A 24,911-nucleotide genomic window follows, 5' to 3' on the forward strand; every position below is an offset into this window, starting at 1 on the left:
GGCGCAGCCGCCCTCCCGTGGCCTCCCGCGGGCCTCATGCTGGCCTCTCGCGGCCCTCCCGTAGCCAGCCGTGGCCACGTGGGCCGGAGGGGGCCCCGAGGTCAGTACGCTGTGCTCACCATGCTCAACAGACTCCTCCGCGCGACGATGACCAAGATCCTGAGTCCCGTCGCCCACCTCTTCCTCCGCCTGGGCATCAGCCCCGACGTCGTGACGATCGTCGGCACGATCGGCGTCTGCGTCGGAGCCCTGGCCTTCTTCCCCCGCGGGGAGATCTGGGTGGGCGTGCTCGTCATCACCGCGTTCGTCTTCTCCGACACGGTCGACGGCATCATGGCGCGCGAGTCGGGCCGCTCGAGCAAGTGGGGCGCCTACCTCGACTCGACGCTCGACCGGATGGGTGACGCGGCGATCTTCGGCGGCCTCGTGCTCTACTACGCCGGCCCCGGCGACAACCGCTGGATGGCCGGCCTCGCCCTCGCCTGCCTCATCCTCGGCTCGGTCGTCTCCTACGCGAAGGCGCGCGCCGAGGGTCTCGGCTACACGGCCAACGTCGGCATCGCCGAGCGCGCCGACCGGCTCGTCGCCGTGCTGGCGGCTGCCTTCTTCGCCGACCTCTTCGGCTCGACCCTGCTCCTCGGCGTCGTCCTCGCCCTGCTGGCCGTCGCGAGCTTCATCACGGTGCTCCAGCGGATGCTCACCGTGCGGCGCCAGGCCCTCTCGGCCGGTGAGGTCTCCTCGCGCGACGTCCCGGGCGGCGGCGTGGCCGGTGACGTCCCCGGTGACGTCCCTGGCGAGGTCTCGCCGTGACCGACCACCACTCGCTCTCGCGCCGGGCGACCGACACGGTGAGCGTGCTCGGCTTCAAGCTGGGGTGGCGCACCCTGCGCGCGCTGCCCGAGCGGGCGGCATACGGCCTCTTCGACAGGGTCGCCGACGTCGCCTTCCGCCGAGACGGCAAGGGGGTCCAGCGCCTCCGGGCCAACTACGCCCGCGCCCGCCCGGAGCTCTCGCCCACGGAACTCGACGACCTCGTGCACGCCGGCATGCGCTCCTACATGCGCTACTACTGCGAGGCCTTCCGCCTCCCGAGCCTGGCGCAGGCCGACATCCAGCGGGCCGTCGTGGCGCACGGCGCGGAGGAGCCCCAGGCGCTCTCCGCGCAGGGCAAGCCGGTCGTCGTCTTCGTCGGGCACCTCGGCAACTTCGACCTCGCCGCGGCGTGGTCGGCGAGCAACATCGGGCCGGTGACGACCGTCGCCGAGCGGCTGAAGCCCGAGGAGGTCTACCAGGAGTTCGTCGCCTTCCGGCGCAGCATCGACATGGACATCATCCCGCTCACGGGGGGCGAGGACCCCTTCGGAGCGCTCGTGCGCGTCACCCGCGCCGGCGGTCGCGTCGTCGCGCTGGCCAGCGACCGCGACCTGACGAACAACGGGGTCGAGGTCGACCTGCTCGGCCACCGCGCCCGCATGGCCAAGGGGCCCGCCGTCCTCTCCCTCCTCACCGGTGCCCCGCTCTACGCCGCGTCGATCCACTACGAGCCCGCCGCCCGCGGCGAGGGTCTGGGCGGGCACCGCACCGTCGTGCAGTTCAGCGAGCGGCTGACTCCGCGGGTCGACGGCTCGACGGCAGACAAGGCACAGGACCTCATCCAGCAGTGCGCCGACCACCTCGCCCCGACGATCCGCGCCCACACATCGAGCTGGCACATGCTCCAGAAGGTCTTCGTCGACGACCTCGACCCCCGCCCCGACGCCGCCGTGCCCCCAGCAGGTATGCCGTCCGCCTCGTCCCAGGGACGCCCGACGTGAGGATCGGGATCGCCTGCCCCTACTCCTTCGACGTGCCGGGAGGAGTGCAGTTCCACGTGCGCGACCTCGCCGAGCACTTCATCGGCGACGGCCACGACGTCAGCGTCCTCGCGCCCGCCGACAGCGAGACGGAGCTGCCGCCCTACGTCACCTCGGCCGGACGCGCGACCGCGGTGCGCTACAACGGCTCCGTCGCGCGCCTCAACTTCGGGCCCGTCACCGCAGCCAAGGTCGGGCGGTGGCTCGAGCACGGCGACTTCGACGTCCTCCACCTGCACGAGCCGATGACGCCGAGCGTCAGCGTCCTCGCCCTCATGGCCGCCGAGGGGCCGATCGTGGCCACCTTCCACACGTCGATGCTTCGGTCGCGGACGATGCAGACGGCATACCCCCTGCTTCGGCCGTCGCTCGAGAAGATCGCCGGGCGCATCGCCGTGAGCGAGGACGCCCGGCGCACCGTGACGACCCACGTCGGCGGCGACGCGGTCGTCATCCCCAACGGCGTCTACGTCGACCGCTTCGCGCAGGCGCCGCGACGGGCCGAGTGGATCGGCCGACCGAGCGCCCCGACGATCGCCTTCCTCGGCCGCATGGGCGAGCCGCGCAAGGGCCTGCCGGTGCTCGCCGCGGCGCTGCCGGCGGTGCTGCGCGAGGTGCCGGGGCTGCGGGTCCTCGTCGCGGGTCCGGGCGACCCCGAGGAGATCACGGAGGGCTGGCCGCCGGAGGTCGCGGCGGCGTGCGAGTTCCTCGGCGGTGTCTCCGACGCCGACAAGGCCTCGTTGCTCGCCTCGGTCGACGTCTACGTCGCGCCCAACACCGGCGGCGAGAGCTTCGGCATCATCCTCATCGAGGCCATGTCGGCGGGCGCCTGCGTGCTCGCCAGCGACCTGCCCGCCTTCTCCCGCGTGCTCGACGGCGGGAGCGCGGGCGCGATGTTCGCCAACGAGCAGCCCGACGACCTCGCCCGCACGCTCGTGTCGCTCCTTCGCGACCCACAGCACCGCGGCGAGCTCGCCAGCGCGGGCCAGGAGCGCGCCCGGATCTTCGACTGGTCGGTCGTCGCCGACAAGATCATGGCCGTCTACGAGACCGTCATCGAGGGCCGCGCGGCCTCGCAGTGGGAGCCGGAGCGCCGCTGGGGCCGCTTCCTGCCAGGGCGGACCAGCCGGTGACCGAGCTCTTCACCTGGATCTTCGCCACCCTCTTCGTCCTCGTCATCATCGCCTGGTACCTCTCCTACACGGCTGCCCGGCTCGACCGCCTCCACGTGCGCCTCGGCGGCACGCTCGCCGCCCTCGACGCCCGCCTCGTGCGACGCGCCGAAGCAGCCGTCGAGCTCGCCAACAGCGGCCTGCTCGACGGGGCGACCGCCCTGCTGCTCGCGACCGCCGCCGGCGAGTCGCTCGAGTCGCCCTCCGAGCACGGTGAGGCCCGCGAGCAGGCCGAGAGCGACCTCACCGAGGCGCTCGAGCTTGCCCTCACGCCCGCGGTCGTCGACGCGCTCCGCGAGACCCCGCCCGGGCAGGACCTCGTCGACAAGGTGACGTCGGCCTGCACCCGAGTGCAGCTCGCGCGGCGCTTCCACAACGACGCCGTCACCGACGTGCGGCGCGTGCGGCACAAGTGGACGATCCGGATGTTCCACCTCGCCGGGCACACGCCGCTGCCGAGCACCGTCGAGTTCGACGACGAGATGCCCTCGCCCCTCGCCACCTGACACCCGCCACCCGCCCTCTGTGGGCGCTGTCGTGACGACTGTGCCCCGGGGCCTACCCTTGATCTCGACCCACCCCCGCGATCGCGTGAAAGCAGGACATCGTGAGCACCACCCCCTCCACCCCCGGCAGCGCCGCCACGGGCACGACGCGCGTCAAGCGCGGCATGGCCGAGATGCTCAAGGGCGGCGTCATCATGGACGTCGTCACGGCCGAGCAGGCCAAGATCGCCGAGGACGCCGGCGCCGTGGCCGTCATGGCCCTCGAGCGAGTGCCGGCCGACATCCGGGCCCAGGGCGGCGTGTCGCGCATGAGCGACCCCGACATGATCGACGGCATCATCGAGGCCGTCTCCATCCCCGTCATGGCCAAGGCCCGCATCGGCCACTTCGTCGAGGCGCAGGTCCTCCAGAGCCTCGGCGTCGACTACATCGACGAGTCCGAGGTGCTGACGCCGGCCGACTACGCCAACCACATCGACAAGTGGCAGTTCACCGTGCCCTTCGTCTGTGGCGCGACGAACCTCGGCGAGGCCCTGCGCCGCATCACCGAGGGCGCGGCGATGATCCGCTCCAAGGGCGAGGCCGGCACGGGCGACGTCTCCAACGCGACGACGCACATGCGCCAGATCCGCCAGGAGATCCGCCGCCTGCAGAACCTCCCCGAGGACGAGCTCTACGTCGCGGCCAAGGAGCTCCAGGCGCCCTACGAGCTCGTCAAGGAGGTCGCCGAGGCCGGCAAGCTCCCCGTCGTGCTCTTCACCGCCGGCGGCATCGCGACCCCGGCCGACGCCGCCATGATGATGCAGCTCGGCGCCGAGGGCGTCTTCGTCGGCTCCGGCATCTTCAAGTCGGGCAACCCGGCCCAGCGCGCCGAGGCCATCGTCAAGGCGACGACCTTCCACGACGACCCCGACGTCATCGCCAAGGTCTCGCGCGGCCTCGGCGAGGCCATGGTCGGCATCAACGTCGACGAGATCCCGCAGCCGCACCGGCTCTCCGAGCGCGGTTGGTGACCTCCGGCCACCCAGTCCCACGCTGACGTATGCCGCCGTGCCCCACCGGGCGCGGCGGCATACGCGTTCCCGCGCACCGACCCTGAGAGGATCGACGGTGTGGACCTGACCGGAGCGGAGCTGTCGCGCGCCTACTTCACCGAGGTCGTCGAGCCGCTGCTCCGGTCAGCGTGGCCGACGATTCCCTATGCCGCCGCGAGGCTCGGGAGCGGGTCCGACGTCCTCGGCCTCGACGACGCGACGTCGCGCGACCACGACTGGGGTCTGCGGCTCAACCTGCTCGTGGCGGCCGAGCTGGTCGACGCCGTCGACGCGCACCTCGAGCGGCACCTGCCCGAGACCTTCGCGGGTCACCCGGTGCGGTTCGCGACGACGTGGGACCCGGCCCACCGCCACCGGGTCCAGGTCGAGACGGCGCGCGACCTCGCCGTCTCCAGGCTCGGCGTGGACCCCACCGGGGAGCTGACGCCGCACGACTGGCTCTCGCTCACGGGGCAGGCGGTGCTCGAGGTCACCGGAGGCGTCGTGTTCGCGGACCACGTGGGCGAGCTGGACGGCATACGGCAGCGGCTCGAGTGGTATCCCGACGACCTCTGGCGGCACGTCGTCGCCGTGGACTGGGCCCGGCTCGCGCAGGAGCTGCCGTTCGTCGGCCGCACGGGGGAGCGCGGTGACGAGCTCGGCTGCCGGGTCGTCGTCGCGCGCCTGGCCGGGGTCGCGATGCACCTCGGACACCTGCTCGAGCGGCGCTGGCCGCCCTACGCCAAGTGGCTCGGCACGAGCTTCGCAGGACTGCCGCTGGCGGGCGCCGCGGCACCACCCCTGCTCGCGGCTGTGTCGGCCCCCGGCTGGCGCGGACGCGAGGCCGGGCTCGTCGAGGCGCTCCGGCTCCTGTCGCGGGTGCAGGCCGAGACGGGGCTGCCTGCGGTCGACGGCCCCGTCGATCCGTTCTGGAACCGGCCCTACCAGGGCGTGCGCGACGAGGCCGTCACCGTCGTGACCGACAGCATCCGCGACCCGGCCGTGCGGTCGCTGACCCGTGGCGTCGGGTCCGCGGAGCAGTGGAGCGACAACGTCGACGTGCTGATGGACGCCCGGCGTCGCCGTCAGACGGAGGGGTGAGGGAGGCGTGATGGTCTGCGCATTCCGGGGGTGGTCACCCCCGGTTTGCGCAGACCTTCACGCGGTCCATGACGCGGGGTCCGGGTCGGACCGCCCGCCCGTCAGGTGACGGCGCCGCGCTCGGTGAACTCCGGGCGCTCGAACTCGCGGTCGGCGATGACCGCGCGCACGTGCTCGGCCGCCTCGACCGCGTCGACGTGCGTCACGTAGAGCGGGGCGAAGCCGAGCCGGATGATGTCGGGCTCGCGGAAGTCGCCGATGACGCCGCGCGCGATGAGCGCCTGCACGACGACGAACGCCTGCGGGTGGCGCAGCGAGACCTGCGAGCCGCGGCGGTCGTCCTCGCGCGGCGTCGCGAGCGGGAGGTCGACCCCGAGGGCGTCGAGCGCCTCGATGAACATGCCCGTCACCGACAGCGACGCGGCCCGCACATCGGCGGGGGAGTGCCCGTCGTAGGCCGTGAGCGCAGCCTCGAGGGCCAGCACCGACAGCAGCGGCGGGGTGCCGACCCGGGCGCGGGTGATGCCGGGAGCCGGCTCATAGGTGCCGCTCATCTCGAACGGTCGGGCGTGCCCGTGCCAGCCGGTCAGGGGCTGGTCGAAGTCGGCCAGGTGGCGCTCGGCGACGTAGATGAAGGCGGGCGCCCCCGGGCCGCCGTTGAGGTACTTGTAGCCGCAGCCGATCGCGAGGTCGGCGCCGTCGGCGTCGAGGTGGATGTCGAGGACCCCGGCCGAGTGGCAGAGGTCCCAGCAGGCGAGGGCGCCGACGGCGTGGGCGGCCTCGGTGATGGCAGCGAGGTCCCACAGCTCACCGGTGCGGTAGTCGACGCTGGAGTACGACGCGAGCGCGAGGTCCTCGCCGGCCTCCGCGATGGCGGCCAGCGCGTCGCGCGGGTGCACGCGGCGCACCTCGAGGCCGGCGAGGCGGGCCGCCGAGTCGGTCATATAGAGGTCGGTCGGGAAGGAGTCGGGGTCGGTGAGCACGACCGTGCGCCCCGGCCGCAGCCGGGCAGCGCCGACGATCGCCTTGAAGAGGTTGATCGACGTCGAGTCCGTGACGACGACCTGGCCCGGAGCGGCACCGACGAGCCGCCCGATGGCGTCACCGACGCGGGTCTGGGCGGACCACCACTCCGACTCGTTCCACGAGCGGATGAGGCGCTCGCCCCACTGCCGGTGCACGACGTCGTCGACCACCGCCGGCACGGCCGAGGGCAGCGCCCCCAGCGAGTTGCCGTCGAGGTAGATGACCCCGTCGGGGAGGGTGAAGAGGTCGCGGGTGCCGTGCAGCGGCGACTCGGCGTCCAGGGCCTGGGCGCGCGTGGTCAGGGCGTCATGGGTGTGCACCGTCGTCATAGCGGCAACGTATCCGTTTCCCCGTCGCCCACGTCAGGAACCGGGCGCGTCTGGTGTCTGCGATCCGAGACACGAGCCGTGTCACAACCCGAGACACGACCCGGCACCCGGGGACCGGTTGGGGCGGAGCCCGGCGGGCGGCATACGCTCGCGGCCATGGCATCAGCGAGTCCACGACCCCGCATCGGCGTCCTCGCCGTGCAGGGCGACGTCCGCGAGCACCTCGCGGCCCTCACCGAGCTCGGCGCCGAGGCGTCGACCGTCCGGCGTCCGTCGGAGGTCGACGCGGTCGACGGCCTCGTCATCCCCGGCGGGGAGTCGACCGTCATGGACAAGCTCGTGCGCGCCTTCGACCTTCAGGCCCCGCTGCGCGAGCGGATCGCGGCGGGGATGCCCGCCTACGGCTCCTGCGCCGGCATGATCATGCTCGCCGACCGCATCGCCGACGCCCGGCCCGACCAGCAGACCCTCGGCGGGCTCGACATCACCGTGCGGCGCAACGCGTTCGGCCGCCAGGTCGACTCCTTCGAGCAGGACCTCGACTTCGCGTGGTCGGACCCTGCGCGGGAGGGCTCCGTGCACGCCGTCTTCATCCGCGCGCCGTGGGTCGAGGAGGTCGGCGAGGGCGTCGAGGTGCTCGCCCGCGTGAGCGGCGGACCGGCCGCCGGTAGGATCGTCGCGGTTCGGCAGGGAAACCTCATGGCGACCTCGTTCCACCCCGAGGTGGGTGCGGACCGCCGGATCCACGCCGAGTTCGTCGAGATCGTCAGATCGCACCGCCAGCAACGGAACGTGAGGGAACCTGCATGAGCGGCCACTCCAAATGGGCCACCACGAAGCACCAGAAGGCGGCCAAGGACGCCAAGCGCGGCAAGCTCTTCGCCAAGCTCATCAAGAACATCGAGGTCGCGGCCCGTCAGGGCGGCGGTGACCCCGCGGGCAACCCGACCCTCTACGACGCCATCCAGAAGGCGAAGAAGACCTCGGTCCCCAACGACAACATCGACCGCGCGGTCAAGCGTGGCTCGGGCGCCGAGTCCGGCGGGTCCGACTGGCAGACGATCATGTACGAGGGGTACGCCCCCAACGGCGTCGCCGTGCTCATCGAGTGCCTCACCGACAACCGCAACCGTGCCGCTGCCGAGGTGCGCACCGCGCTGACCCGCAACGGCGGCCAGCTCGCCGACCCGGGCTCGGTGTCCTACGTCTTCAACCGCAAGGGCGTCGTCACCGTGCCCAAGGACGCCGGCTCCGAGGACGACCTCCTCGAGGTCGTGCTCGAGGCGGGCGCCGAGGAGGTCAACGACAACGGCGACACGTGGGAGATCGTCTCGGAGGCGTCCGACTTCGTCGCGGTCCGCAAGGCCATCCAGGACGCCGGCATCGACTACGACTCGGCCGAGGCGTCCTTCGTGCCCAACCTCCAGGTGCCGCTCGACCTCGACGGCGCCAAGAAGATGATCCGCGTCATCGAGGCCCTCGAGGACAGCGACGACGTGCAGAACGTCTACGCCAACGGCGATATCCCCGACGACGTGCTCGCGGAGCTCGACGACGAAGAGGAGTGACGCACCGCGCGGCGGCGGCTCGCTCGCCGCTCCACGAGGAGGCACGCCGGTCACGGCGTGCCTCCTGCGCGTCAGGGTGGCGCGGGGTTAGCGTGGCTCCCGAACACCTGTTCGGTTCTCGTCCGCTCCCCGCCCGTTTCCTGCCCGATCCCGCCACCCCAGGAGGTATGCCGTGCGCGTCCTCGCCGTGGACCCCGGGCTCACGCGGTGCGGGGTCGGCGTGGTCGACGGGGTGCCGGGGCGCAAGCTGACGCTCGTCGAGGTCGGGGTCATCCGCACGCCCTCCGGCGACCCGACGCCGAAGCGCCTCGTGGCCGTCGAGGACGAGATGCGGCTCTGGTTCGCCCGGCACCGCCCCGAGAGCGTCGCCATCGAGCGGGTCTTCGCCGACACCAACGTCTCGACCGTCATGGGCACCGCCCAGGTCACCGGCATCGTCATGATCATCGCCGAGCGCCTCGGGCTGCCCGTCACCCTGCACACTCCGACGGAGGTCAAGGCGGCCGTCAGCGGCAGCGGCCGCGCCGACAAGGCCCAGGTGACGACGATGGTCACGCGCCTGCTCGGCCTCGACACGGCCCCGAAGCCCGCCGACGCCGCCGACGCCCTCGCGCTCGCCATCTGCCACGTCTGGCGCGGCGGCACGCAGACCCGTCTCGAGCAGGCCCGCGCCGACGTCCTCGCCCGCACGGGGACCCGGCCGGGCGGCATACCCCGGCGGGTGCCCCCCGGTGCCCGCTCAGCCCGACCCCTCCCTGGAGCCCAGCCACGATGATCGCCTCACTGTCCGGAACCGTGCTCAAGGTCGGCCTCGACACCCTCGTCGTGGGCGTCGGCGGCGTCGGCATGCTCGTCCACACGACACCAGCCACCGCGACCTCGGTGCGGCTCGGCCAGCCGGCCGAGCTCGCCACCTCGCTCGTCGTGCGCGAGGACTCCCTGACCCTCTACGGCTTCGCCACCGACGACGAGAAGCTCGTCTTCGAGACGGTCCAGACCGTGTCGGGGGTCGGCCCGCGGCTGGCCCTCGCGATGCTCGCCGTCCACTCGCCCGACGCGGTGCGGGTCGCCCTCGGCACGGGTGACCTCGTGGCCCTGACCAAGGTGCCCGGCATCGGCCGTAAGGGCGCCGAACGTCTCGTCCTCGAGCTCAAGGACAAGCTCGGCGCGCTGCCCGGGTCGGCGGCGACCGCTGCGTCCGTGCCGCTCGACACGGGCGAGGTGTGGCGCGAGCAGGTGCGCGAGGCACTCGTCGGCCTCGGGTGGACGGTGCGCCAGGCCGACGACGCGCTCGACCGCGTCGCTCCCAAGGCGGCCGAGGGCGCGAGCGTGTCGGCGCTGCTGCGCGCTGCCCTCCAGGAGCTCGGTCGATGAGCGGCGCAGCACGCGGCGGGGACGGCTGGGACGGCCATGTAGAGGTCGGAGACACCGAGACCGAGCGCTGGGCCGACGGGTCCTTCGATGCGACCGCCCGCATCGTCGACGCCCGCCTCGACGAGTCCACCGAGACCGACGAGCGCCAGGTCGAGGTCGCGCTGCGCCCCAAGCGGCTCGACGACTTCCCCGGCCAGGACCGGGTGCGCGAGCAGCTGAGTCTCGTGCTCACCGCCGCCAAGCGGCGCGGCACCCCGCCCGACCACGTGCTGCTCTCCGGGCCGCCCGGGCTCGGCAAGACCACGCTCGCGATGATCGTCGCGAGCGAGCTCGAGCAGCCGATCCGCATCACGTCCGGGCCCGCGATCCAGCACGCCGGCGACCTCGCCTCGGTGCTGTCGTCACTGGCCGAGGGCGAGGTGCTCTTCCTCGACGAGATCCACCGCATGTCACGGTCGGCCGAGGAGATGCTCTACCTCGCGATGGAGGACTTCCGGGTCGACGTCATCATCGGCAAGGGGCCGGGTGCCACCGCGATCCCGCTCGAGCTGCCCCCCTTCACCGTCGTGGGGGCGACGACCCGGGCCGGCCTGCTGCCGGCTCCGCTGCGCGACCGCTTCGGCTTCACCGGGCACCTCGACTACTACGCCGCCGCCGACCTCGTGACCATCCTGCACCGCTCGGCCCGCCTGCTCGGCGTCGACGCCGACGAGGACGCCGTGCGCGAGATCTCCCTGCGTTCGCGGGGCACCCCCCGCATCGCCAACCGGCTGCTGCGGCGGGTCCGTGACTGGGCGCAGGTGCACGGCGAGCAGCGCGTCAACCTCAAGGCCGCCCGCCACGCGCTCGAGCTCTTCGACGTCGACCAGCGCGGGCTCGACCGGCTCGACCGGGCCGTCCTGGAGGCGCTCTGCCGCCGCTTCGGTGGGGGGCCGGTGGGCCTGTCGACGCTGGCCGTCGCGGTGGGGGAGGAGCCCGACACGGTCGAGACCGTGGCCGAGCCCTACCTCGTGCGCGAGGGCTACATGGTGCGCACCCCGCGGGGTCGAGCCGCCTCCGCCCAGGCGTGGGAGCACCTCGGTCTGACGCCGCCCCGTGACGCCCAGAGCCTCTGGTCGGGCCGGCTGCCGCTGGGCGACGAGCCGTCCGGGCGCTTCGACGGTTGACGCCCGAACCGGTCGTCGCCGGGGCCGCCGCTGGGGCGCCGCGTCCAAATCGTGACCGCAGGGGCGGCGCAGAGGCCGCCGCGGAGTCTGACAAACTGCACCGTCGCACGTAGACTCCTGCGGGCACCATCGCCGCTGCCGCGGCACTATCCGGTGCCCCTGGTCGTTGACGCGACGAACCCACTGAGGTGGCGCTCTGCGGCGCCCGCCCGCCTGCATGTGCCAGCACGGCGCACCGGACGAAGACACGAAGGATCGAGCCTGATATGAGCAACAACGGGAGTTTCTCGTTGCTGATTTTCGCCCTGCCGCTGCTGCTGCTCGGCTGGTTGTTCTGGACCCAGAACAAGCGGATGAAGCAGATGCGCAACTTCAGCAGTGCGCTCAACGTCGGCGACCAGGTGATCACGTCCTCCGGCATCTTCGGCACGATCAAGCACCTCGACGACTCCAGCGGCTGGCTCGAGATCGCCGACGGCGTGACGATCCGCGTCGACCGCCGCGCGATCGCCATGAAGCAGACCGACGCGCTCGCAGCGGGCACGGGAGCTGCTGGTGGAGCCGCTGGTGGCGCCGTCGGCGGGTCCGGAACCGCGACTAGCGGCACCGTGGACCCTACGAGTGACGCCGGCAGCGACCACAACCCCGGTTCGACCCCGGGCTCGTCGCAGTCAGGTCAGTGACGTTCGTGGCACGCACGAACACCAAGACGTCCGCAGTCCGGCACCTGCTCGCACTGCTGCTCATCGTCCTCAGCCTCGGCGCGCTGGCCGGCGGTCTCGCCGTCTGGGGCGGCGGCTCGACGACCCCCCGCCTCGGGCTCGACCTCGAGGGCGGCACCGAGATGGTGCTCGAGCCCGTGCTCGAGAACGGCCAGCAGGTGAGCGCCGGCCAGATCGACCAGGCCGTCGACATCATCCGCCAGCGCATCGACGCCAATGGCGTGTCCGAGGCCGAGATCGCCACCCAGGGCGGCAAGAACATCGTCGTGTCCATCCCGGGCACGCCGACCACCGAGCAGCTCGACGCGATCCGCAAGCCCTCGCAGCTTCGCTTCCGCCCGGTCTTCGTCCAGGCCTACGGTGACCCGCGCTCCACGGTGAACCCGCCGACCACCCCGACCGGCACCCCAACGGGCACGGCAACGGGCACGGCAACTGGCACGGCAACGGGCACCGGCACGCCGACGGCGACGACGCCCTCGACGAGCGCGACCGCCCAGAACGGTGTGGTCCCGCCCGCCCTCAGCGCGGCGACGACGCCGGCCACCCCGACGGCCACCGCCTCCGCGACGACCCCGGCCGCCTCGAGCGCGCCGACGACCACTGCAGCGGCCCCCACCGCGGCCGAGACGGAGGCCGCGGTCAAGACCCAGGTCAGCGCCGGTCTCGTGACGATGGGCTGGGACAAGGCCAAGGCCGACGAGGCCGCGGCCAAGGTGGCCAAGGAGTACGTCGCCCTCGACTGCACGAAGCCGGGCGCCCTCGAAGGCGTCTCCGACCTCAAGGACGCGCCGATGGCGACCTGTGGCGCCGACGGCGTCACGAAGTACGTCCTCGGGCCCGTCGAGATCGACGGCAGCGAGATCGCCGACGCGACGAGCGGCTTCCAGCCCGGCCCCAACGGCCAGCCCACCTCGATCGTCGAGGTCGCGCTGTCGTTCAACCAGGCCGGTGCGCAGAAGTTCGCCGACGTCACGAAGCGCCTCTACGGGCTCCAGAGCCAGCCGCCGCTCGACCAGTTCGCGGTCGTCCTCGACAAGTCGGTCATCACGGCGCCCCAGGCTCGCGCCGTCATCACCGACGGTCGGGCCTCGATCACCGGCTCGTTCACCATCGACTCGGCCAAGCAGCTCGCCCAGCAGCTGAAGTTCGGTGCGCTGCCCATCTCGTTCGCGCTGCAGACCTCTGACAACATCACGCCCCAGCTCGGTGAGGAGCAGCTGCGCATCGGCCTGCTCGCCGGCTTCATCGGCCTGATGCTCGTCGTCGTCTACTCGCTGATCCAGTACCGCGCCCTCGGGCTCGTGACCGTGGCCTCGCTCGTCGTCGCGTCGATCGTCACCTACCTCGCGGTCACGGTGCTCGGCACGACGCACGGCTTCCGCCTGACGATGGCCGGCGTGACCGGTCTCATCGTGGCCATCGGTGTCACGGCCGACAGCTTCATCGTCTACTTCGAGCGCATCCGTGACGAGGTGCGTGACGGGCGTCCGCTCGTCGCGGCCGTCGAGACCGGGTGGAAGCGCGCCCGCCGAACGATCATCGCGGCCGACGCCGTGAACTTCATCGCGGCCGGCGTCCTCTACTTCCTCGCCTCGGCCAACGTGCGTGGCTTCGCCTTCACGCTCGGCCTCACGACGCTCATCGACCTGCTCGTCGTCATCCTCTTCACCCACCCGACGGTCCAGCTGCTCGCCCGCACGAAGTTCTTCGGCGGCGGCCACAAGTGGTCGGGTCTCGACCCGCAGCGTCTCGGTGCCAAGGAGGAGGTCCGCTACCGCGGCGCCGGCCGCTTCGGTCCGGCCCGTCCGACCACGGGCCAGGCCTCCGGCCAGACCGGCACCGGCACGCCCGCGGGCGCGGCGACGCCGGCAGGTTCGAGCCGACTCTCCCAGCGGAAGGCGTGACCATGCTGAACTTCGCGCAGGTCGGCAACGACCTCTACACCGGCAAGCGGTCGATCGACTTCATCGGCCGGCAGAAGACGTGGTATGCCATCTCGGGCGTGCTCGTGATCCTCGCCCTGGTCGGCATCTTCGCCCGCGGCCTCAACTTCGGCATCGAGTTCAGCGGTGGCTCGGAGTTCCGCGTCCAGGGCGTCAGCAACAGCCAGGACTACGAGCAGAAGGCCCAGTCCGCGGTCGGTGAGGCCGGCATCGGTGGCAACGTCGTCGCCACGGTCGTCGGCCAGGACACCGTCCGGGTCCAGACCGAGGCCGCGTCCGAGCGCACCGAGGAGGCCCGTGCCGCCCTCGCCAAGACGTTCGGGGTGCAGGAGGGCGCCGTCAGCGCCTCCCTCATCGGGCCGAGCTGGGGTGAGACGGTCAGTCAACAGGCCATCAGAGGCCTGATCGTCTTCCTCGTGCTCGTGACCCTCGTCATGGGCCTCTACTTCCGAACGTGGAAGATGGCCGTGAGTGGACTCGTGGCCCTGCTGCACGACCTCGTCATCACCGTCGGCATCTACGCGCTCTTCGGCTTCGAGATCACGCCATCCTCGATGATCGGCTTCCTCACGATCCTCGGCTACTCGCTCTACGACACCGTCGTCGTCTTCGACAAGGTGCGCGAGAACACCGCTGAGGCCTTCGCGACGAAGCGGATGACCTACCGGCAGGCCGCCAACCTCGCCGTCAACCAGACGCTCGTCCGCTCGATCAACACGACCGTCGTCGCCCTGCTGCCCATCGCGGCCGTGCTCTTCGTCGGCTTCACGATGCTCGGCCCGGGCACCCTGCTCGACCTGTCGCTGGCGCTCTTCATCGGCATCGCGGTCGGCGCCTACTCGTCGATCTTCATCGCGACGCCGCTGCTCGTCGACCTCCGGCGCAAGGACAAGGCGGTGGTGGACCTCGACCGCTACATCGCACGTCACGGGTCCAAGGGCACCGGCCGCGACGCGCTGGCCGGCATCCACGCCGATGGCGCCCCGGAGCCGGCCGTCGTGGGGTCCGACAGCACGGGTGCGGCCGAGCAGCCGGTCGACGCGGCATACCGCCCCCTCCACCGCTATGCCCAGGCGGGCCCGCGCAACCAGCCCAAGCGCGCCCCGAAGTCGAAGCGCTGACCGGCGTGAGCGACATGGCTGCCCTCGTCGCGAGCAGGCTGCGTGACATCCCGGACTTCCCCCAACCGGGGATCGTCTTCAAGGACTTCACTCCGCTGCTCGCCGACGGGGCAGCCTTCGAGGCCCTCGTCAGCGACATCGCGCAGCGCTACCGCGGGCAGGTCGACGTGCTCGTCGGCATCGAGGCGCGGGGCTTCATCCTCGCCGCAGCGGTCGCCTACGAGCTCGGTCTCGGCATGGTCCCGGTGCGCAAGGCCGGCAAGCTGCCGGGCGAGACGCTCAAGGAGTCGTACGCCCTGGAGTACGGCACCGCCGAGATCGAGGTCCACACCGACGCCTTCGAGCCCGGTCAGCGGGTGCTCGTCCTCGACGACGTGCTCGCGACCGGCGGCACCGCCGAGGCCTGCGCGCAGCTCGTCGAACGGGCCGGGGCGAGCGTGGCGGCGATCGAGGTCGTCCTCGAGCTGGGGTTCCTCGACGGCCGCTCGCGGCTCGCCGGGCACGTCGTCAACGCGATCCTGACGGTCTGAGCTTGCACTCGGCGCCTAGACTCTCTTCATGAGCGAGGACGTCCGCAGCGAGCTCTCCACCCCCTCGCGGGTGCGAGCTCGCTTTGCCCGGTTCGGGGCCACCCGGCCCGCGGGCAACCCTGTCCTCGAGCCCCTCATGACAGCGGTGCGCCAGAACCATCCCAAGGCCGACCTGTCGGTCATCGAGCGGGCGTATGCCGTCGCCGAGCGCGCGCACGACGGCCAGATGCGCAAGAGCGGCGACGCGTACATCACGCACCCGCTCGCGGTGACGACGATCCTCGCCGAGCTCGGCATGACGCCGCCCACCCTAGCGGCGGCGCTGCTGCACGACACCGTCGAGGACACGGCATACAGCCTCGAGGAGCTGCGCGCCGACTTCGGCGACGAGATCGCGATGCTCGTCGACGGCGTCACCAAGCTCGACAAGGTGACCTACGGCGAGGCCGCCCAGGCCGAGACCGTGCGCAAGATGGTCATCGCGATGGCCCGCGACATCCGCGTGCTCGTCATCAAGCTCGCCGACCGGCTGCACAATGCGCGCACGTGGCGCTACGTCAGCGAGGAGTCGGCCAAGCGCAAGGCCAACGAGACGCTCGAGATCTATGCCCCGCTGGCGCACCGGCTCGGCATGAACACCATCAAGTGGGAGCTCGAGGACCTCGCGTTCGCGACGCTCTACCCCAAGGTCTACGACGAGATCGTGCGTCTCGTCGCCGAGCGCGCACCAGCCCGCGAGGAGTACCTCGCGGGGGTGCGCGACCAGGTCATGGACGACCTGACCGGCGCGAAGATCAAGGCGGTCGTGACCGGCCGGCCGAAGCACTACTACTCCGTGTACCAGAAGATGATCGTGCGCGGCCGCGACTTCGAGGAGATCTACGACCTCGTCGCCGTGCGTGTCCTCGTCGACACGGTGCGCGACTGCTACGCGGCGCTCGGCGCCCTGCACTCGCGGTGGAACCCGGTGCCGGGGCGGTTCAAGGACTACATCGCGATGCCGAAGTTCAACATGTACCAGTCGCTCCACACGACGGTCATCGGACCCCAGGGCAAGCCGGTCGAGATCCAGATCCGCACCCACACGATGCACCGGCGCGCCGAGTACGGCGTGGCCGCGCACTGGAAGTACAAGGACACCGCCGGTAACGGCGGGGGAGCACGCCCGGGCGAGATCACCCCGCAGAACGACATGGCGTGGCTGCGCCAGCTGCTCGACTGGCAGCGCGAGACCGAGGACCCGGGCGAGTTCCTCGACTCGCTGCGCTTCGAGATGGGTAGCAGCGAGGTCTACGTCTTCACCCCCAAGGGCTCCGTCGTCGCCCTGCCCGTGGGCGGCACGCCCGTCGACTTCGCGTATGCCGTCCACACCGAGGTCGGACACCACTGCATCGGTGCGCGCGTCAACGGCCGGCTCGTCCCGCTCGAGTCGACCCTCGAGAACGGCGACGTCGTCGAGGTGCTCACCTCCAAGGCCGACGGCGCCGGTCCCTCGCGCGACTGGCTGCAGTTCGTCAAGAGCCCGCGCGCCCGCAACAAGATCAAGCAGTGGTTCTCCAAGGAGCGGCGCGAGGAGGCCATCGACGCCGGCAAGGAGGCGATCGCCAAGGCGCTGCGCAAGCAGAACCTCCCGCTGCAGCGCCTCATGAGCCACGACTCGATGACGGCCGTTGCCACCGACCTGCGCTACCAGGACATCGAGGCGCTCTACGCCGCCGTCGGCGAGGGCCACGTCTCCGCGCAGCACGTCGTCGGCAAGGTCGTCGCGTCGATGGGTGGTGTCGAGGGCGCCACCGAGGACCTCGCCGAGGCCACCGTGCCGACCCGCGCGGCCTCGCGCCGACGCCCGGGCGACCCCGGGGTCGTGGTGGTCGGCACTCCGGACGTGTGGGTCAAGCTCGCGAAGTGCTGCACGCCGGTGCCCGGCGACCCGATCCTCGGCTTCGTCACGCGCGGCGACGGCGTCTCCGTGCACCGGGTCGACTGCACGAACGCCTCCCAGCTGACCGCCAACCCCGAGCGGCTCATCGACGTCGAGTGGGCTCCGAGCTCGGCCAGCGTCTTCCTCGTGCAGCTGCAGGTCGAGGCGCTCGACCGCAACCGTCTCCTCAGCGACGTGACCCGCGTGCTGTCCGACCAGCACGTCAACATCCTGTCGGCGTCGGTGCAGACCTCCCGTGACCGCGTCGCCATCTCGCGCTTCACCTTCGAGATGGGCGATCCCGCGCACCTCGACCACGTCATCAAGGCGGTGCGCAAGATCGACGGCGTCTTCGACGTCTACCGCGTCAACGGCAGCAAGTCGTCAGACGCCGTCCAGCGCACCCGCACCTGACCCGCCGCCCCTCACCCGTCGAGTGGCCAAACCTGGCCGCCCCTCACCCGTCGAGAGGCCAAACCTCGCCGCCTCATACACGTCGAGAGGCCAGTTTCTGTCGCGACAGAAACTGGCCTCTCGACGTTTGCCGAGCGGCAGAAAGTGGCCTCTCGACGGTGTCGGAGCGGCGAAAAGTGGCCACTCGACGGGGGGGGGGGGTGGGTCAGCCGCCGAATTCGGCGACGCCCGCGCGGGCCTGATCGAGCCAGACCTGACGGGCCTCGAGGGCCTCGCGGGCCTTCTTGACCTTGCTCGCGCTGCCCGACGCCTCTGCCTTGGCGAGGTCGTCCTGCAGGTCAGCCACGGCGCGCTCGAGCTGGTCGACCATGGCCCGGGCTCGGGCCGCCACCTCGGGGTTGCTCGACTTCCACTTGCGGTCCTCGGCGTCGCGCACGGTCTGCTCGACGCGGCGCATCGCCTTCTCGACCCGGTCCATGTCGGCGCGGGGGACCTTGCCCGCCGCATCCCACTTGTCCTGGATCGCGCGCAGCTGACCCTTGGCCTTCTCGAGATCCGTCACCGGCAGGATCGCCTCGGCCTCGACGAGCAGGGCCTCCTTGACCGCGAGGTTGCCCTTGAACTCCTCCTCCTCAGCGGCGACGACCTCGTCCTTGGCGGCGAAGAAGCTGTCCTGAGCGGCCTTGAAGCGGCTCCAGAGGCGGTCGTCGTCGGCGCGGCTCGCACGACCGGCGCGGCGCCACTCGTCCATGAGACGCTTGAACGCTCCGGCCGTGGCGGCCCAGTCCGTGCTCGAGGCGAGGCGCTCGGCGTCGGCGACCAGGCGCTCCTTGGTTGACTTGGCCTCGCCGTGGGCGGCATCGAGCCCGGCGAAGTGGGTGCGACGCGCCTTGTCGAAGCCGTTGCGGGCCGCGCTGAAGCGGGTCCACAGGTTCGACTCGGTCTCGCGGTCGAGACGGGTGGCGGAGCGCTGGTGCGCCTTCCACTCGTCGAGCAGCTCACGCATACGGGCGCCGCTCGTCTTCCACTGGATCTTGCTCTCCGGCTGGCCGGCGATGCTCTCGGCCTCGGCGACGATGGCCTCGCGCTCGGCTGTCGCCGCGGCGCGGGCCTCGGCCCGGTGCTGCTGCTCGACCGTGCGCTTGCTCGCGATACCCGACTGGATCTCGTCGAGCTTGGCGGCGAGGGCGTCGAGGTCACCGACGACAGCGGCGTCCTTGACCTGCGCGGCCAGCGTCTTGAGGCCGTCGGAGACGTCCTTGGACGGCACCTCGGGCAGGGCGAGACGCTGCTCGAGGAGCACCGCGGAGGCGAAGAGCTCGTCGTACTTGCGGGCGAAGTAGGTGAGGGCCTCGGCATCGGTCGCGCCCGGGTAGGAGCCCACCTCGCGCTCTCCCTCGGTCGTGCGCACGAAGACGGTGCCGTTTTCGTCGACGCGCCCGAAGGCGGCCGATGCAGAGTGGTCTGCCTCAGGGACCGTGGGCGCCACGGGCGCCACCGGATGCGGCGCCGTGCGAGCCAGCGCTGCCGGCGTGGGGATGGCGCTCGGCTTGGGCACCGTGGCAGGGGAGGGAGCCGCCTCAGTGGAGGCCGTGGCCTCGGCGGCCGGGGACTCTGCAGCCTCCTCGACGGGAGCCTCCTGGACAGGAGCGTCCTCAGCGGCCGGTGCCTCTTCGGCGACGTGCTGCTCGGCGGCGGGGGCCTCGACCGACTCGACCGACTCGAGCACATCGGCCACCTCGGCGGCGGCCGGGTCGACCACGGGCTCGGCTGGAATGGCCTCGTCAGCAGCCTCCTCGGCGGCCGGCCCCTCCTCGGCGGCCGGCCCCTCCTCAGCGGCCGGCCCCTCCTCAGCGGCCGGCCCCTCCTCAGCGGCTGGCGCGTGCTCCGTAGCCGACGCCTCCTCAGCGGGGGGCGCCTCCTCGGCAGCAGGCTGAGAGTCCTCGTCGACCGCGACGTCCTCTGACGTCACCGCCTCCGGGGTCGCCGCATCCGGCGTCTCGGTGGGTTCCGGGGTGCCCGTCTGAGCTGCGGTGTCCCGCTCGCTGTCGTCGGGGCCGGGGTGCGCAATGGTGTCCGTCATGCCTTCTTCTCCGTCACGCTGACACTGAGGATGCTGATCGGTGAGACCGGGGTCCCGTCCGTCGGGGTGGGCGGCAGGGCCTTGTTGGCGGCGATCTTGTCGACGATGTCGAGGCCCTTGGTCACCTTCCCGAAGATCGTGTAGCCGCCGCCGTCAGTGGGCAACTGGGTTTCCTTGTAGGTGATGAAGAACTGGCCGCCGTTGGAGTTGGGGTCCTGGGTGCGGGCCATGGCGAGCGCCCCGGTGGGGTACTTGCCGTCCTTGGGGGCGTTCTCGATGCCGAAGGTGTAGCCGGGGCCGCCCTGGCCGGTGCCGGTGGGGTCGCCGCACTGGAGGACGTAGATGCCCTCGGTGGTGACCCGGTGGCACGGGCTCGGCGCCCAGAAGCCGGTCTTGGCGAGGTTGAGGAAGGAGGCGACGGTCTGCGGGGCGACCGCGCCGTCGAGCTCGAAGACCATGTCGCCGCACGTCGTCTTCACCGTCGCGATGAACGTCTTGCCGGCCGCGGCCGCCTTGGCCGGCACCGCAGTCTGCTGCTTCGGGGCCGTCTGCGCCGGCGGGGGCTTCGTGCAGCCGGCGGCGAGCTTCTGCCCCTCGAGCAGACCGTTCGCGCCCGTGGTGGCGCTCGTCGGCGTCGTCGCGGGGGTGGTCGAGGCCGCTGCCGGTGTGGCCGTGTCGTTGCTGGCGATCAGCTTCGGCACGGTGATCACGGCAGCGAGGACGAGGATGACCGCGAGGATGACGCCGAAGACCTGCTTGTCGCGCGTGGCGTCGCCCACCGGGGGCTTCTCGGTCTTCTGGTGCTCTTCGTAGCGGCGGCGCGCACGTGCGCGTTCCTGCTCTTTGGTCACGAACCTCTCCTCGAACGGGCCGCGTGGGCTCTCCCCGGGCGTTCGGTCATTTTATGGACACTGCGCGGTGGCCTCGCGCCCGAGGGGGTCACGAGTGCGTGACATCTCCCCTCTGAGCACGCGCAAACGCTCCCCGACGCGGTATGCCGTCCGCCTCCGAGCGCCCGCGCACTAGGCTCCCAGCGTGCTGACGATCGCGTTCCCGGCCCAGGCGTTCGACACGAACTGCTACGTCCTCGCCACCCAGGCGGGGGAGGAGTGCGTCATCGTCGACCCCGGCATCGGCGTCGTCGACACCCTCCGCGAGGTGCTGACCGAGCACCGCCTGCGGCCGGCTGCCGTGCTGCTGACGCACGGGCACGTCGACCACGTCTACTCCGTCACCCCCGTCTGTGGGGCCGACACGGCGGCCTACATCCACGCCGACGACCGCTACCGGCTGCACGACCTGCTCGGGCGCAGCAACCCCGGCCTCATCGCGATGCTCGAGCAGCAGTTCGGGACGGCCGCGACGTGGACCGAGCCGACCAACGTCGTGGAGATCACCGACGGCACACGGCTCACCCTGGCCGGCATGGACGTCGACGTGCTGCACGCCCCCGGCCACACCGAGGGCTCCGTCATGTTCGGCCTCGACCTGGTGCCCGACGGCATCGCGGAGCAGGTCGACGTCGACCGCACGATGGTGACCGGCGACGTGCTCTTCGCCGGCTCGATCGGTCGCACCGACCTGCCCGGCGGTGACCCGGCCGCGATGCAACGCAGCCTGCGCGACGTCGTCCTGCCCCTGCCCGACACGACCCTCGTGCTGCCCGGCCACTACCAGGCCACGACGATGGCCCACGAACGCCTGACCAACCCCTACCTGAAGGGCCTGTCCGCGTGAGCACCCCGTCCCGTCCCGCCGTGAAGGTCACCCCGATCAGCGGCTTCCCGGAGTACCTCCCGTCCGAGCGCATCGTCGAGCAGCGCTTCCTCGACGTCATCCGCGAGACGTTCGAGCTGCACGGCTTCTCCTCCATCGAGACCCGCTCGATCGAGCCGATCGAGCGACTCAGCGCCCAGGGTGAGGACGCCGACAAGGAGATCTATGCGGTCTCCCGCCTCGCCGGCGGCAGTGACGACGACGCACGCTGGGGTCTGCACTTCGACATGACGGTGCCCTTCGCCCGCTACGTCCTCGAGAACGCCGGCAAGCTCGCCTTCCCGTTCCGGCGCTACCAGATCCAGAAGGCGTGGCGCGGTGAGCGTCCCCAGGAGGGGCGCTACCGCGAGTTCACGCAGGCCGACATCGACGTCGTCGACGTCGGGCAGCTGTCCGCGCACTTCGAGGCGGAGATGCCGCTCGTCATCGCCGACGTCTTCAGCAAGTTCCCCGTCGGCGAGTTCGTCATCCAGGTCAACGACCGCAGGATCGCGGGCGGCTTCTACCAGGGCATCGGCATCACCGACGTCATCGGCACCCTCCGCATCGTCGACAAGCTCGACAAGATCGGCCCCGACAAGGTCAAGGCGCTGCTCGTCGAGTCGGGCACGACGCCCGAGCAGGCCGACCAGTGCCTGGCGCTGGCCGCCATCCGCTCGGCCGACCTCGGCTTCGTCGACGAGGTGCGCGCGCTCGGGGTCGAGCACCCGCTGCTCGACGAGGGTCTCGAGTCCCTCGCCAACGTCATCCGCACGGGCATGGCCAACGCACCGGGCACGCTCGTCGCCGACCTGCGCATCGCCCGGGGTCTCGACTACTACACCGGCACCGTCTACGAGACGCAGTTCGTCGGCCACGAGGACTGGGGCTCGTTCTGCTCCGGTGGACGCTACGACGCCCTCGCGAGCGACGGACGCACGACCTACCCAGGGGTCGGCATCTCGATCGGCGTGACCCGCATCCTCGGCCTGCTCATCGGCCGCGGTCTCGTCACCGCGTCACGGTCGACACCGGCCGCGGTGCTCGTCGCGCTCACCGACGACGAGGCCCGCCACGAGGCCGTCGAGATCGCGACGGCGCTGCGCCGCCGCGGCATCGCGTGCGAGGTCGCCCCGTCCGCCGCCAAGTTCGGCAAGCAGATCCGCTACGCCGAGCGCCGCGGCATCCCCTTCGTGTGGTTCCCCGCGGCAGGGGAGCACGGCGAGGTCAAGGACATCCGCTCGGGCGAGCAGGTGCCCGCCGACCCCGCGTCGTGGACCCCTCCGGCCGAGGACCTCCACCCGCAGGTCACCCGCATCGACACCCCCTGACGCCAGCCCGGGGTCACGCGGCCGGAGGAGGGCGCAGGCCCTGGTCGCGCAGCTCGAGCAGGGCGAGCTCGCGGATGACGACGCGGTCCTGTCGGCGCCACGCGCCGGCAGGGTCGTCCGAGACCTTCGCGAGCGCACGCATCGGCTGTCGCGCCATGGCGCGCAGCGCGAAGAGGTCGAGGTCCTCGCCGGCGTCGATGAAGCGTTGTGACTGGGTTGCCGTGCGCACGAATCCGATCCGCACGTAGAGCCACACCGCGACGACGATCGAGATCGGTGCGAGGGCGGTCGCGAGGCCGAGCCCGAGGGCGAGCCGGTCGATCGTCTCGGCCATCGACGCGCCCGCATCGCGCAGCGTCGTGCCGGACCCCGCGGCCTGGGTCAGCCACGTGCGCAGCTGCTCACCGACGAACGGGATCTGGCCGGCCTGCTGGCCGGCGCCCGTCAGCGAGTCGTTGACCGACTGCCCCGCCGAGGTGATCGAGTCGGCGGGGGAGCGCAGGCTGGTCACGAGGTCGTGCACCTGCCTCCCGGCATACACCCACACGCCCACCCACAGCACGATGAAGGCGTCGGCGAGCAGCTGCCGCGTCCGGCGGGTGGGGGTGTCCGCATACAGCTTCATGGTGCCTCTCATGGTCAGGCAGGAGTCACGCCGGGGGCGCTCGGAACGGCCGATGCGGCCCAACCTACTGGCCGTGGATCGTGCTGGTGCAGAAGTGGTCTGGCCCTCGAGTGCACGCCGTTAGAGTGGGCTCGCGGCCCTGCACACGGCCGCCGGCCGGGCAACGACGCCCGGGCCGACGTGGTGAGTCCGGAAGGATGTGCAGCATGAAGGTCGGCATTCCACGCGAGGTCAAGAACCACGAGTACCGCGTGGCCATCACCCCATCAGGCGTGCACGAGCTCACCGAGCACGGCCACGAGGTCCTCGTCGAGAAGGACGCCGGCGTCGGGTCGCAGATCAGCGACGAGCAGTACGTCGCGGCCGGCGCCCGCATCATCGGCTCGGCCGACGACGTGTGGGGCGAGGCCGAGATGGTGCTCAAGGTCAAGGAGCCGGTGGCGGAGGAGTACCACCGCATGCGCGAGGGCCTCACCCTCTTCACCTACCTGCACCTCGCCGCCGACAAGCCCCTCACCGAGGAGCTCGCCGCCCGCAAGGTCACCGGCATCGCCTACGAGACGGTGCAGCTGACCTCCGGCGCGCTGCCGCTGCTCTACCCGATGTCCGAGGTCGCGGGGTGCCTCGCTCCCCAGGTCGGCGCGCACTCGCTCATGCGCGCGCAGGGTGGCCGTGGCGTCCTCATGGGCGGCGTCGGCGGCGTGCAGAACGCCAAGGTCGTCATCCTCGGCGCCGGTGTCTCGGGCCAGAACGCCGCCAACATCGCCCTCGGCATGGGTGCCGACGTGACCCTGCTCGACACCGACCTCGACAAGCTGCGCATGTCGTTCTGGCGCTACGACAACCAGGTGCACGGGCTCGCCTCCTCGAAGCTCACGGTGCAGGAGCAGGTGCTCCAGGCCGACCTCGTCATCGGCGCCGTGCTCATCCCCGGCGCCGCTGCGCCCAAGCTCGTCTCCAACGACCTCGTGGCGCAGATGAAGCCCGGCTCCGTGCTCGTCGACATCGCCATCGACCAGGGCGGCTGCTTCGAGGACTCCCGGCCCACGACCCACGCCGACCCGACGTTCCAGGTGCACAACTCGGTGTTCTACTGCGTCGCCAACATGCCCGGCGCCGTGCCCAACACGTCGACCTACGCCCTCACCAACTCCACGCTGCCGTATGCCGTGAAGCTCGCCAACCAGGGGTGGCGCGACGCGTTGCGCAGCGACCACGCGCTGGGCCTGGGGCTCAACACCTACGACGGCCACGTGACCTACGGCCCCGTCGCCGAGGCGCACGGCATGACCTCGATCTCGCTGGAGGAGGCCCTCTCCTGACGCAGGACGTCA

23 protein-coding genes are annotated in these 24,911 nt (G+C 71.5%); 19 read left to right on the plus strand and 4 right to left on the minus strand.

Going from position 1 to position 24,911, the window contains the following annotated elements; genetic code table 11:
* Nucleotides 1-120: 120 nt before the first annotated feature.
* The 6 genes from pgsA to FHX52_RS04790 all read left to right on the plus strand — a co-directional run bounded on the left by pgsA (nt 121) and on the right by FHX52_RS04790 (nt 5,666).
* Nucleotides 121-810, plus strand: a complete 690-nt coding sequence (gene pgsA, locus FHX52_RS04765) for a phosphatidylinositol phosphate synthase (protein WP_141820375.1) — start codon at nt 121-123, stop codon at nt 808-810.
* Complete coding sequence (locus tag FHX52_RS04770; RefSeq protein ID WP_141820377.1) at nt 807-1,814, plus strand: phosphatidylinositol mannoside acyltransferase; 1,008 nt, start codon at nt 807-809, stop codon at nt 1,812-1,814. Before pgsA ends, FHX52_RS04770 begins: the two co-directional genes overlap by 4 nt.
* Nucleotides 1,811-2,986, plus strand: a complete 1,176-nt coding sequence (locus FHX52_RS04775; RefSeq protein ID WP_141820379.1) for a glycosyltransferase family 4 protein — start codon at nt 1,811-1,813, stop codon at nt 2,984-2,986. Before FHX52_RS04770 ends, FHX52_RS04775 begins: the two co-directional genes overlap by 4 nt.
* Nucleotides 2,983-3,531, plus strand: coding sequence for a LemA family protein (locus FHX52_RS04780; RefSeq protein WP_141820381.1), 549 nt, complete (start codon nt 2,983-2,985; stop codon nt 3,529-3,531). Before FHX52_RS04775 ends, FHX52_RS04780 begins: the two co-directional genes overlap by 4 nt.
* Nucleotides 3,532-3,632: 101 nt before the next feature.
* Nucleotides 3,633-4,544 (plus strand): pyridoxal 5'-phosphate synthase lyase subunit PdxS, encoded by a 912-nt coding sequence (pdxS, locus tag FHX52_RS04785; RefSeq protein ID WP_141820383.1) that lies wholly within the window; start codon nt 3,633-3,635, stop codon nt 4,542-4,544.
* 99 nt (nt 4,545-4,643) lie between these two features.
* Entirely contained in the window at nt 4,644-5,666 is a 1,023-nt protein-coding gene (locus FHX52_RS04790; RefSeq protein WP_141820385.1) for a DUF4037 domain-containing protein, read from the plus strand.
* A gap of 101 nt (nt 5,667-5,767) precedes the next feature.
* On the opposite strand, the gene kynU is transcribed toward FHX52_RS04790, so the two are convergent.
* Entirely contained in the window at nt 5,768-7,021 is a 1,254-nt protein-coding gene (kynU, locus tag FHX52_RS04795; RefSeq protein ID WP_141820387.1) for a kynureninase, read from the minus strand.
* A 156-nt stretch (nt 7,022-7,177) separates the two neighbouring features.
* On the opposite strand from kynU, the gene pdxT reads away from it, so the two are divergent.
* The 10 genes from pdxT (at nt 7,178) to FHX52_RS04845 (ending at nt 17,783) form a co-directional block, all read left to right on the plus strand.
* Complete coding sequence (gene pdxT, locus FHX52_RS04800) at nt 7,178-7,831, plus strand: pyridoxal 5'-phosphate synthase glutaminase subunit PdxT (protein ID WP_141820389.1); 654 nt, start codon at nt 7,178-7,180, stop codon at nt 7,829-7,831.
* Entirely contained in the window at nt 7,828-8,589 is a 762-nt protein-coding gene (locus FHX52_RS04805; RefSeq protein WP_141820390.1) for a YebC/PmpR family DNA-binding transcriptional regulator, read from the plus strand. Before pdxT ends, FHX52_RS04805 begins: the two co-directional genes overlap by 4 nt.
* A gap of 172 nt (nt 8,590-8,761) precedes the next feature.
* A complete protein-coding gene (ruvC, locus tag FHX52_RS04810; RefSeq protein WP_141820392.1) occupies nt 8,762-9,364 on the plus strand; it encodes a crossover junction endodeoxyribonuclease RuvC in 603 nt (200 codons plus the stop codon).
* A complete protein-coding gene (gene ruvA / locus FHX52_RS04815; RefSeq protein ID WP_141820394.1) occupies nt 9,361-9,963 on the plus strand; it encodes a Holliday junction branch migration protein RuvA in 603 nt (200 codons plus the stop codon). Before ruvC ends, ruvA begins: the two co-directional genes overlap by 4 nt.
* Complete coding sequence (ruvB, locus tag FHX52_RS04820; RefSeq protein ID WP_141820396.1) at nt 9,960-11,129, plus strand: Holliday junction branch migration DNA helicase RuvB; 1,170 nt, start codon at nt 9,960-9,962, stop codon at nt 11,127-11,129. The genes ruvA and ruvB overlap by 4 nt, the downstream gene beginning before the upstream one ends.
* A gap of 290 nt (nt 11,130-11,419) precedes the next feature.
* Nucleotides 11,420-11,812 (plus strand): preprotein translocase subunit YajC, encoded by a 393-nt coding sequence (gene yajC / locus FHX52_RS04825; RefSeq protein WP_246069613.1) that lies wholly within the window; start codon nt 11,420-11,422, stop codon nt 11,810-11,812.
* Nucleotides 11,813-11,817: 5 nt separating this feature from the next.
* Nucleotides 11,818-13,758, plus strand: coding sequence for a protein translocase subunit SecD (secD, locus tag FHX52_RS04830; RefSeq protein WP_141820399.1), 1,941 nt, complete (start codon nt 11,818-11,820; stop codon nt 13,756-13,758).
* Between the two features lie 2 nt (nt 13,759-13,760).
* A complete protein-coding gene (gene secF, locus FHX52_RS04835) occupies nt 13,761-14,918 on the plus strand; it encodes a protein translocase subunit SecF (RefSeq protein ID WP_141820401.1) in 1,158 nt (385 codons plus the stop codon).
* Between the two features lie 14 nt (nt 14,919-14,932).
* Nucleotides 14,933-15,448, plus strand: coding sequence for an adenine phosphoribosyltransferase (locus FHX52_RS04840; RefSeq protein WP_141822030.1), 516 nt, complete (start codon nt 14,933-14,935; stop codon nt 15,446-15,448).
* Between the two features lie 28 nt (nt 15,449-15,476).
* Complete coding sequence (locus FHX52_RS04845; protein ID WP_141820403.1) at nt 15,477-17,783, plus strand: RelA/SpoT family protein; 2,307 nt, start codon at nt 15,477-15,479, stop codon at nt 17,781-17,783.
* 205 nt (nt 17,784-17,988) lie between these two features.
* Here the strand turns inward: FHX52_RS04845 and FHX52_RS04850 are convergent, their stop codons facing one another.
* Nucleotides 17,989-19,866 (minus strand): DUF349 domain-containing protein, encoded by a 1,878-nt coding sequence (locus tag FHX52_RS04850; RefSeq protein WP_246069614.1) that lies wholly within the window; start codon nt 19,864-19,866, stop codon nt 17,989-17,991.
* Nucleotides 19,863-20,717 carry a peptidylprolyl isomerase gene (locus FHX52_RS04855; RefSeq protein ID WP_141820405.1) on the minus strand — a complete coding sequence of 285 codons (855 nt, stop codon included), beginning with the start codon at nt 20,715-20,717 and terminating at the stop codon, nt 19,863-19,865. The genes FHX52_RS04850 and FHX52_RS04855 overlap by 4 nt, the downstream gene beginning before the upstream one ends.
* A 184-nt stretch (nt 20,718-20,901) precedes the next feature.
* On the opposite strand from FHX52_RS04855, the gene FHX52_RS04860 reads away from it, so the two are divergent.
* A complete protein-coding gene (locus tag FHX52_RS04860; RefSeq protein ID WP_141820406.1) occupies nt 20,902-21,603 on the plus strand; it encodes an MBL fold metallo-hydrolase in 702 nt (233 codons plus the stop codon).
* A gap of 20 nt (nt 21,604-21,623) precedes the next feature.
* On the plus strand, nt 21,624-22,952 hold the full coding sequence (gene hisS / locus FHX52_RS04865; RefSeq protein WP_141820408.1) for a histidine--tRNA ligase: 1,329 nt from the start codon (nt 21,624-21,626) through the stop codon (nt 22,950-22,952).
* Between the two features lie 13 nt (nt 22,953-22,965).
* Here the strand turns inward: hisS and FHX52_RS04870 are convergent, their stop codons facing one another.
* The gene (locus FHX52_RS04870; RefSeq protein WP_141820410.1) at nt 22,966-23,577 is read right to left on the minus strand and encodes a hypothetical protein; all 612 of its coding nucleotides are present in this window, start codon (nt 23,575-23,577) and stop codon (nt 22,966-22,968) included.
* Nucleotides 23,578-23,783: 206 nt separating this feature from the next.
* Between FHX52_RS04870 and ald the strand changes: the two genes are divergently transcribed.
* Nucleotides 23,784-24,899: an alanine dehydrogenase gene (gene ald / locus FHX52_RS04875; protein ID WP_141820412.1), complete on the plus strand. Its 1,116-nt coding sequence runs from the start codon at nt 23,784-23,786 to the stop codon at nt 24,897-24,899.
* Nucleotides 24,900-24,911 lie beyond the last annotated feature (12 nt).

The sequence above is a fragment of the Humibacillus xanthopallidus genome (assembly GCF_006717145.1).
In the GTDB taxonomy this organism is placed as follows: Bacteria; Actinomycetota; Actinomycetes; order Actinomycetales; family Dermatophilaceae; genus Humibacillus; species Humibacillus xanthopallidus.

What these genes read in the sequence shown, in the direction of transcription:
- pgsA (WP_141820375.1), top strand. Translation starts at nt 121, where the DNA reads ATGCTCAACAGACTCCTCCGCGCGACGATGACCAAGATCCTGAGTCCC.
- kynU (WP_141820387.1), bottom strand. Translation starts at nt 7,021, where the DNA reads ATGACGACGGTGCACACCCATGACGCCCTGACCACGCGCGCCCAGGCC.
- pdxT (WP_141820389.1), top strand. Translation starts at nt 7,178, where the DNA reads ATGGCATCAGCGAGTCCACGACCCCGCATCGGCGTCCTCGCCGTGCAG.
- FHX52_RS04805 (WP_141820390.1), top strand. Translation starts at nt 7,828, where the DNA reads ATGAGCGGCCACTCCAAATGGGCCACCACGAAGCACCAGAAGGCGGCC.
- ruvA (WP_141820394.1), top strand. Translation starts at nt 9,361, where the DNA reads ATGATCGCCTCACTGTCCGGAACCGTGCTCAAGGTCGGCCTCGACACC.
- ruvB (WP_141820396.1), top strand. Translation starts at nt 9,960, where the DNA reads ATGAGCGGCGCAGCACGCGGCGGGGACGGCTGGGACGGCCATGTAGAG.
- secF (WP_141820401.1), top strand. Translation starts at nt 13,761, where the DNA reads ATGCTGAACTTCGCGCAGGTCGGCAACGACCTCTACACCGGCAAGCGG.
- FHX52_RS04840 (WP_141822030.1), top strand. Translation starts at nt 14,933, where the DNA reads ATGGCTGCCCTCGTCGCGAGCAGGCTGCGTGACATCCCGGACTTCCCC.
- FHX52_RS04845 (WP_141820403.1), top strand. Translation starts at nt 15,477, where the DNA reads ATGAGCGAGGACGTCCGCAGCGAGCTCTCCACCCCCTCGCGGGTGCGA.
- FHX52_RS04850 (WP_246069614.1), bottom strand. Translation starts at nt 19,866, where the DNA reads ATGACGGACACCATTGCGCACCCCGGCCCCGACGACAGCGAGCGGGAC.
- FHX52_RS04870 (WP_141820410.1), bottom strand. Translation starts at nt 23,577, where the DNA reads ATGAAGCTGTATGCGGACACCCCCACCCGCCGGACGCGGCAGCTGCTC.
- ald (WP_141820412.1), top strand. Translation starts at nt 23,784, where the DNA reads ATGAAGGTCGGCATTCCACGCGAGGTCAAGAACCACGAGTACCGCGTG.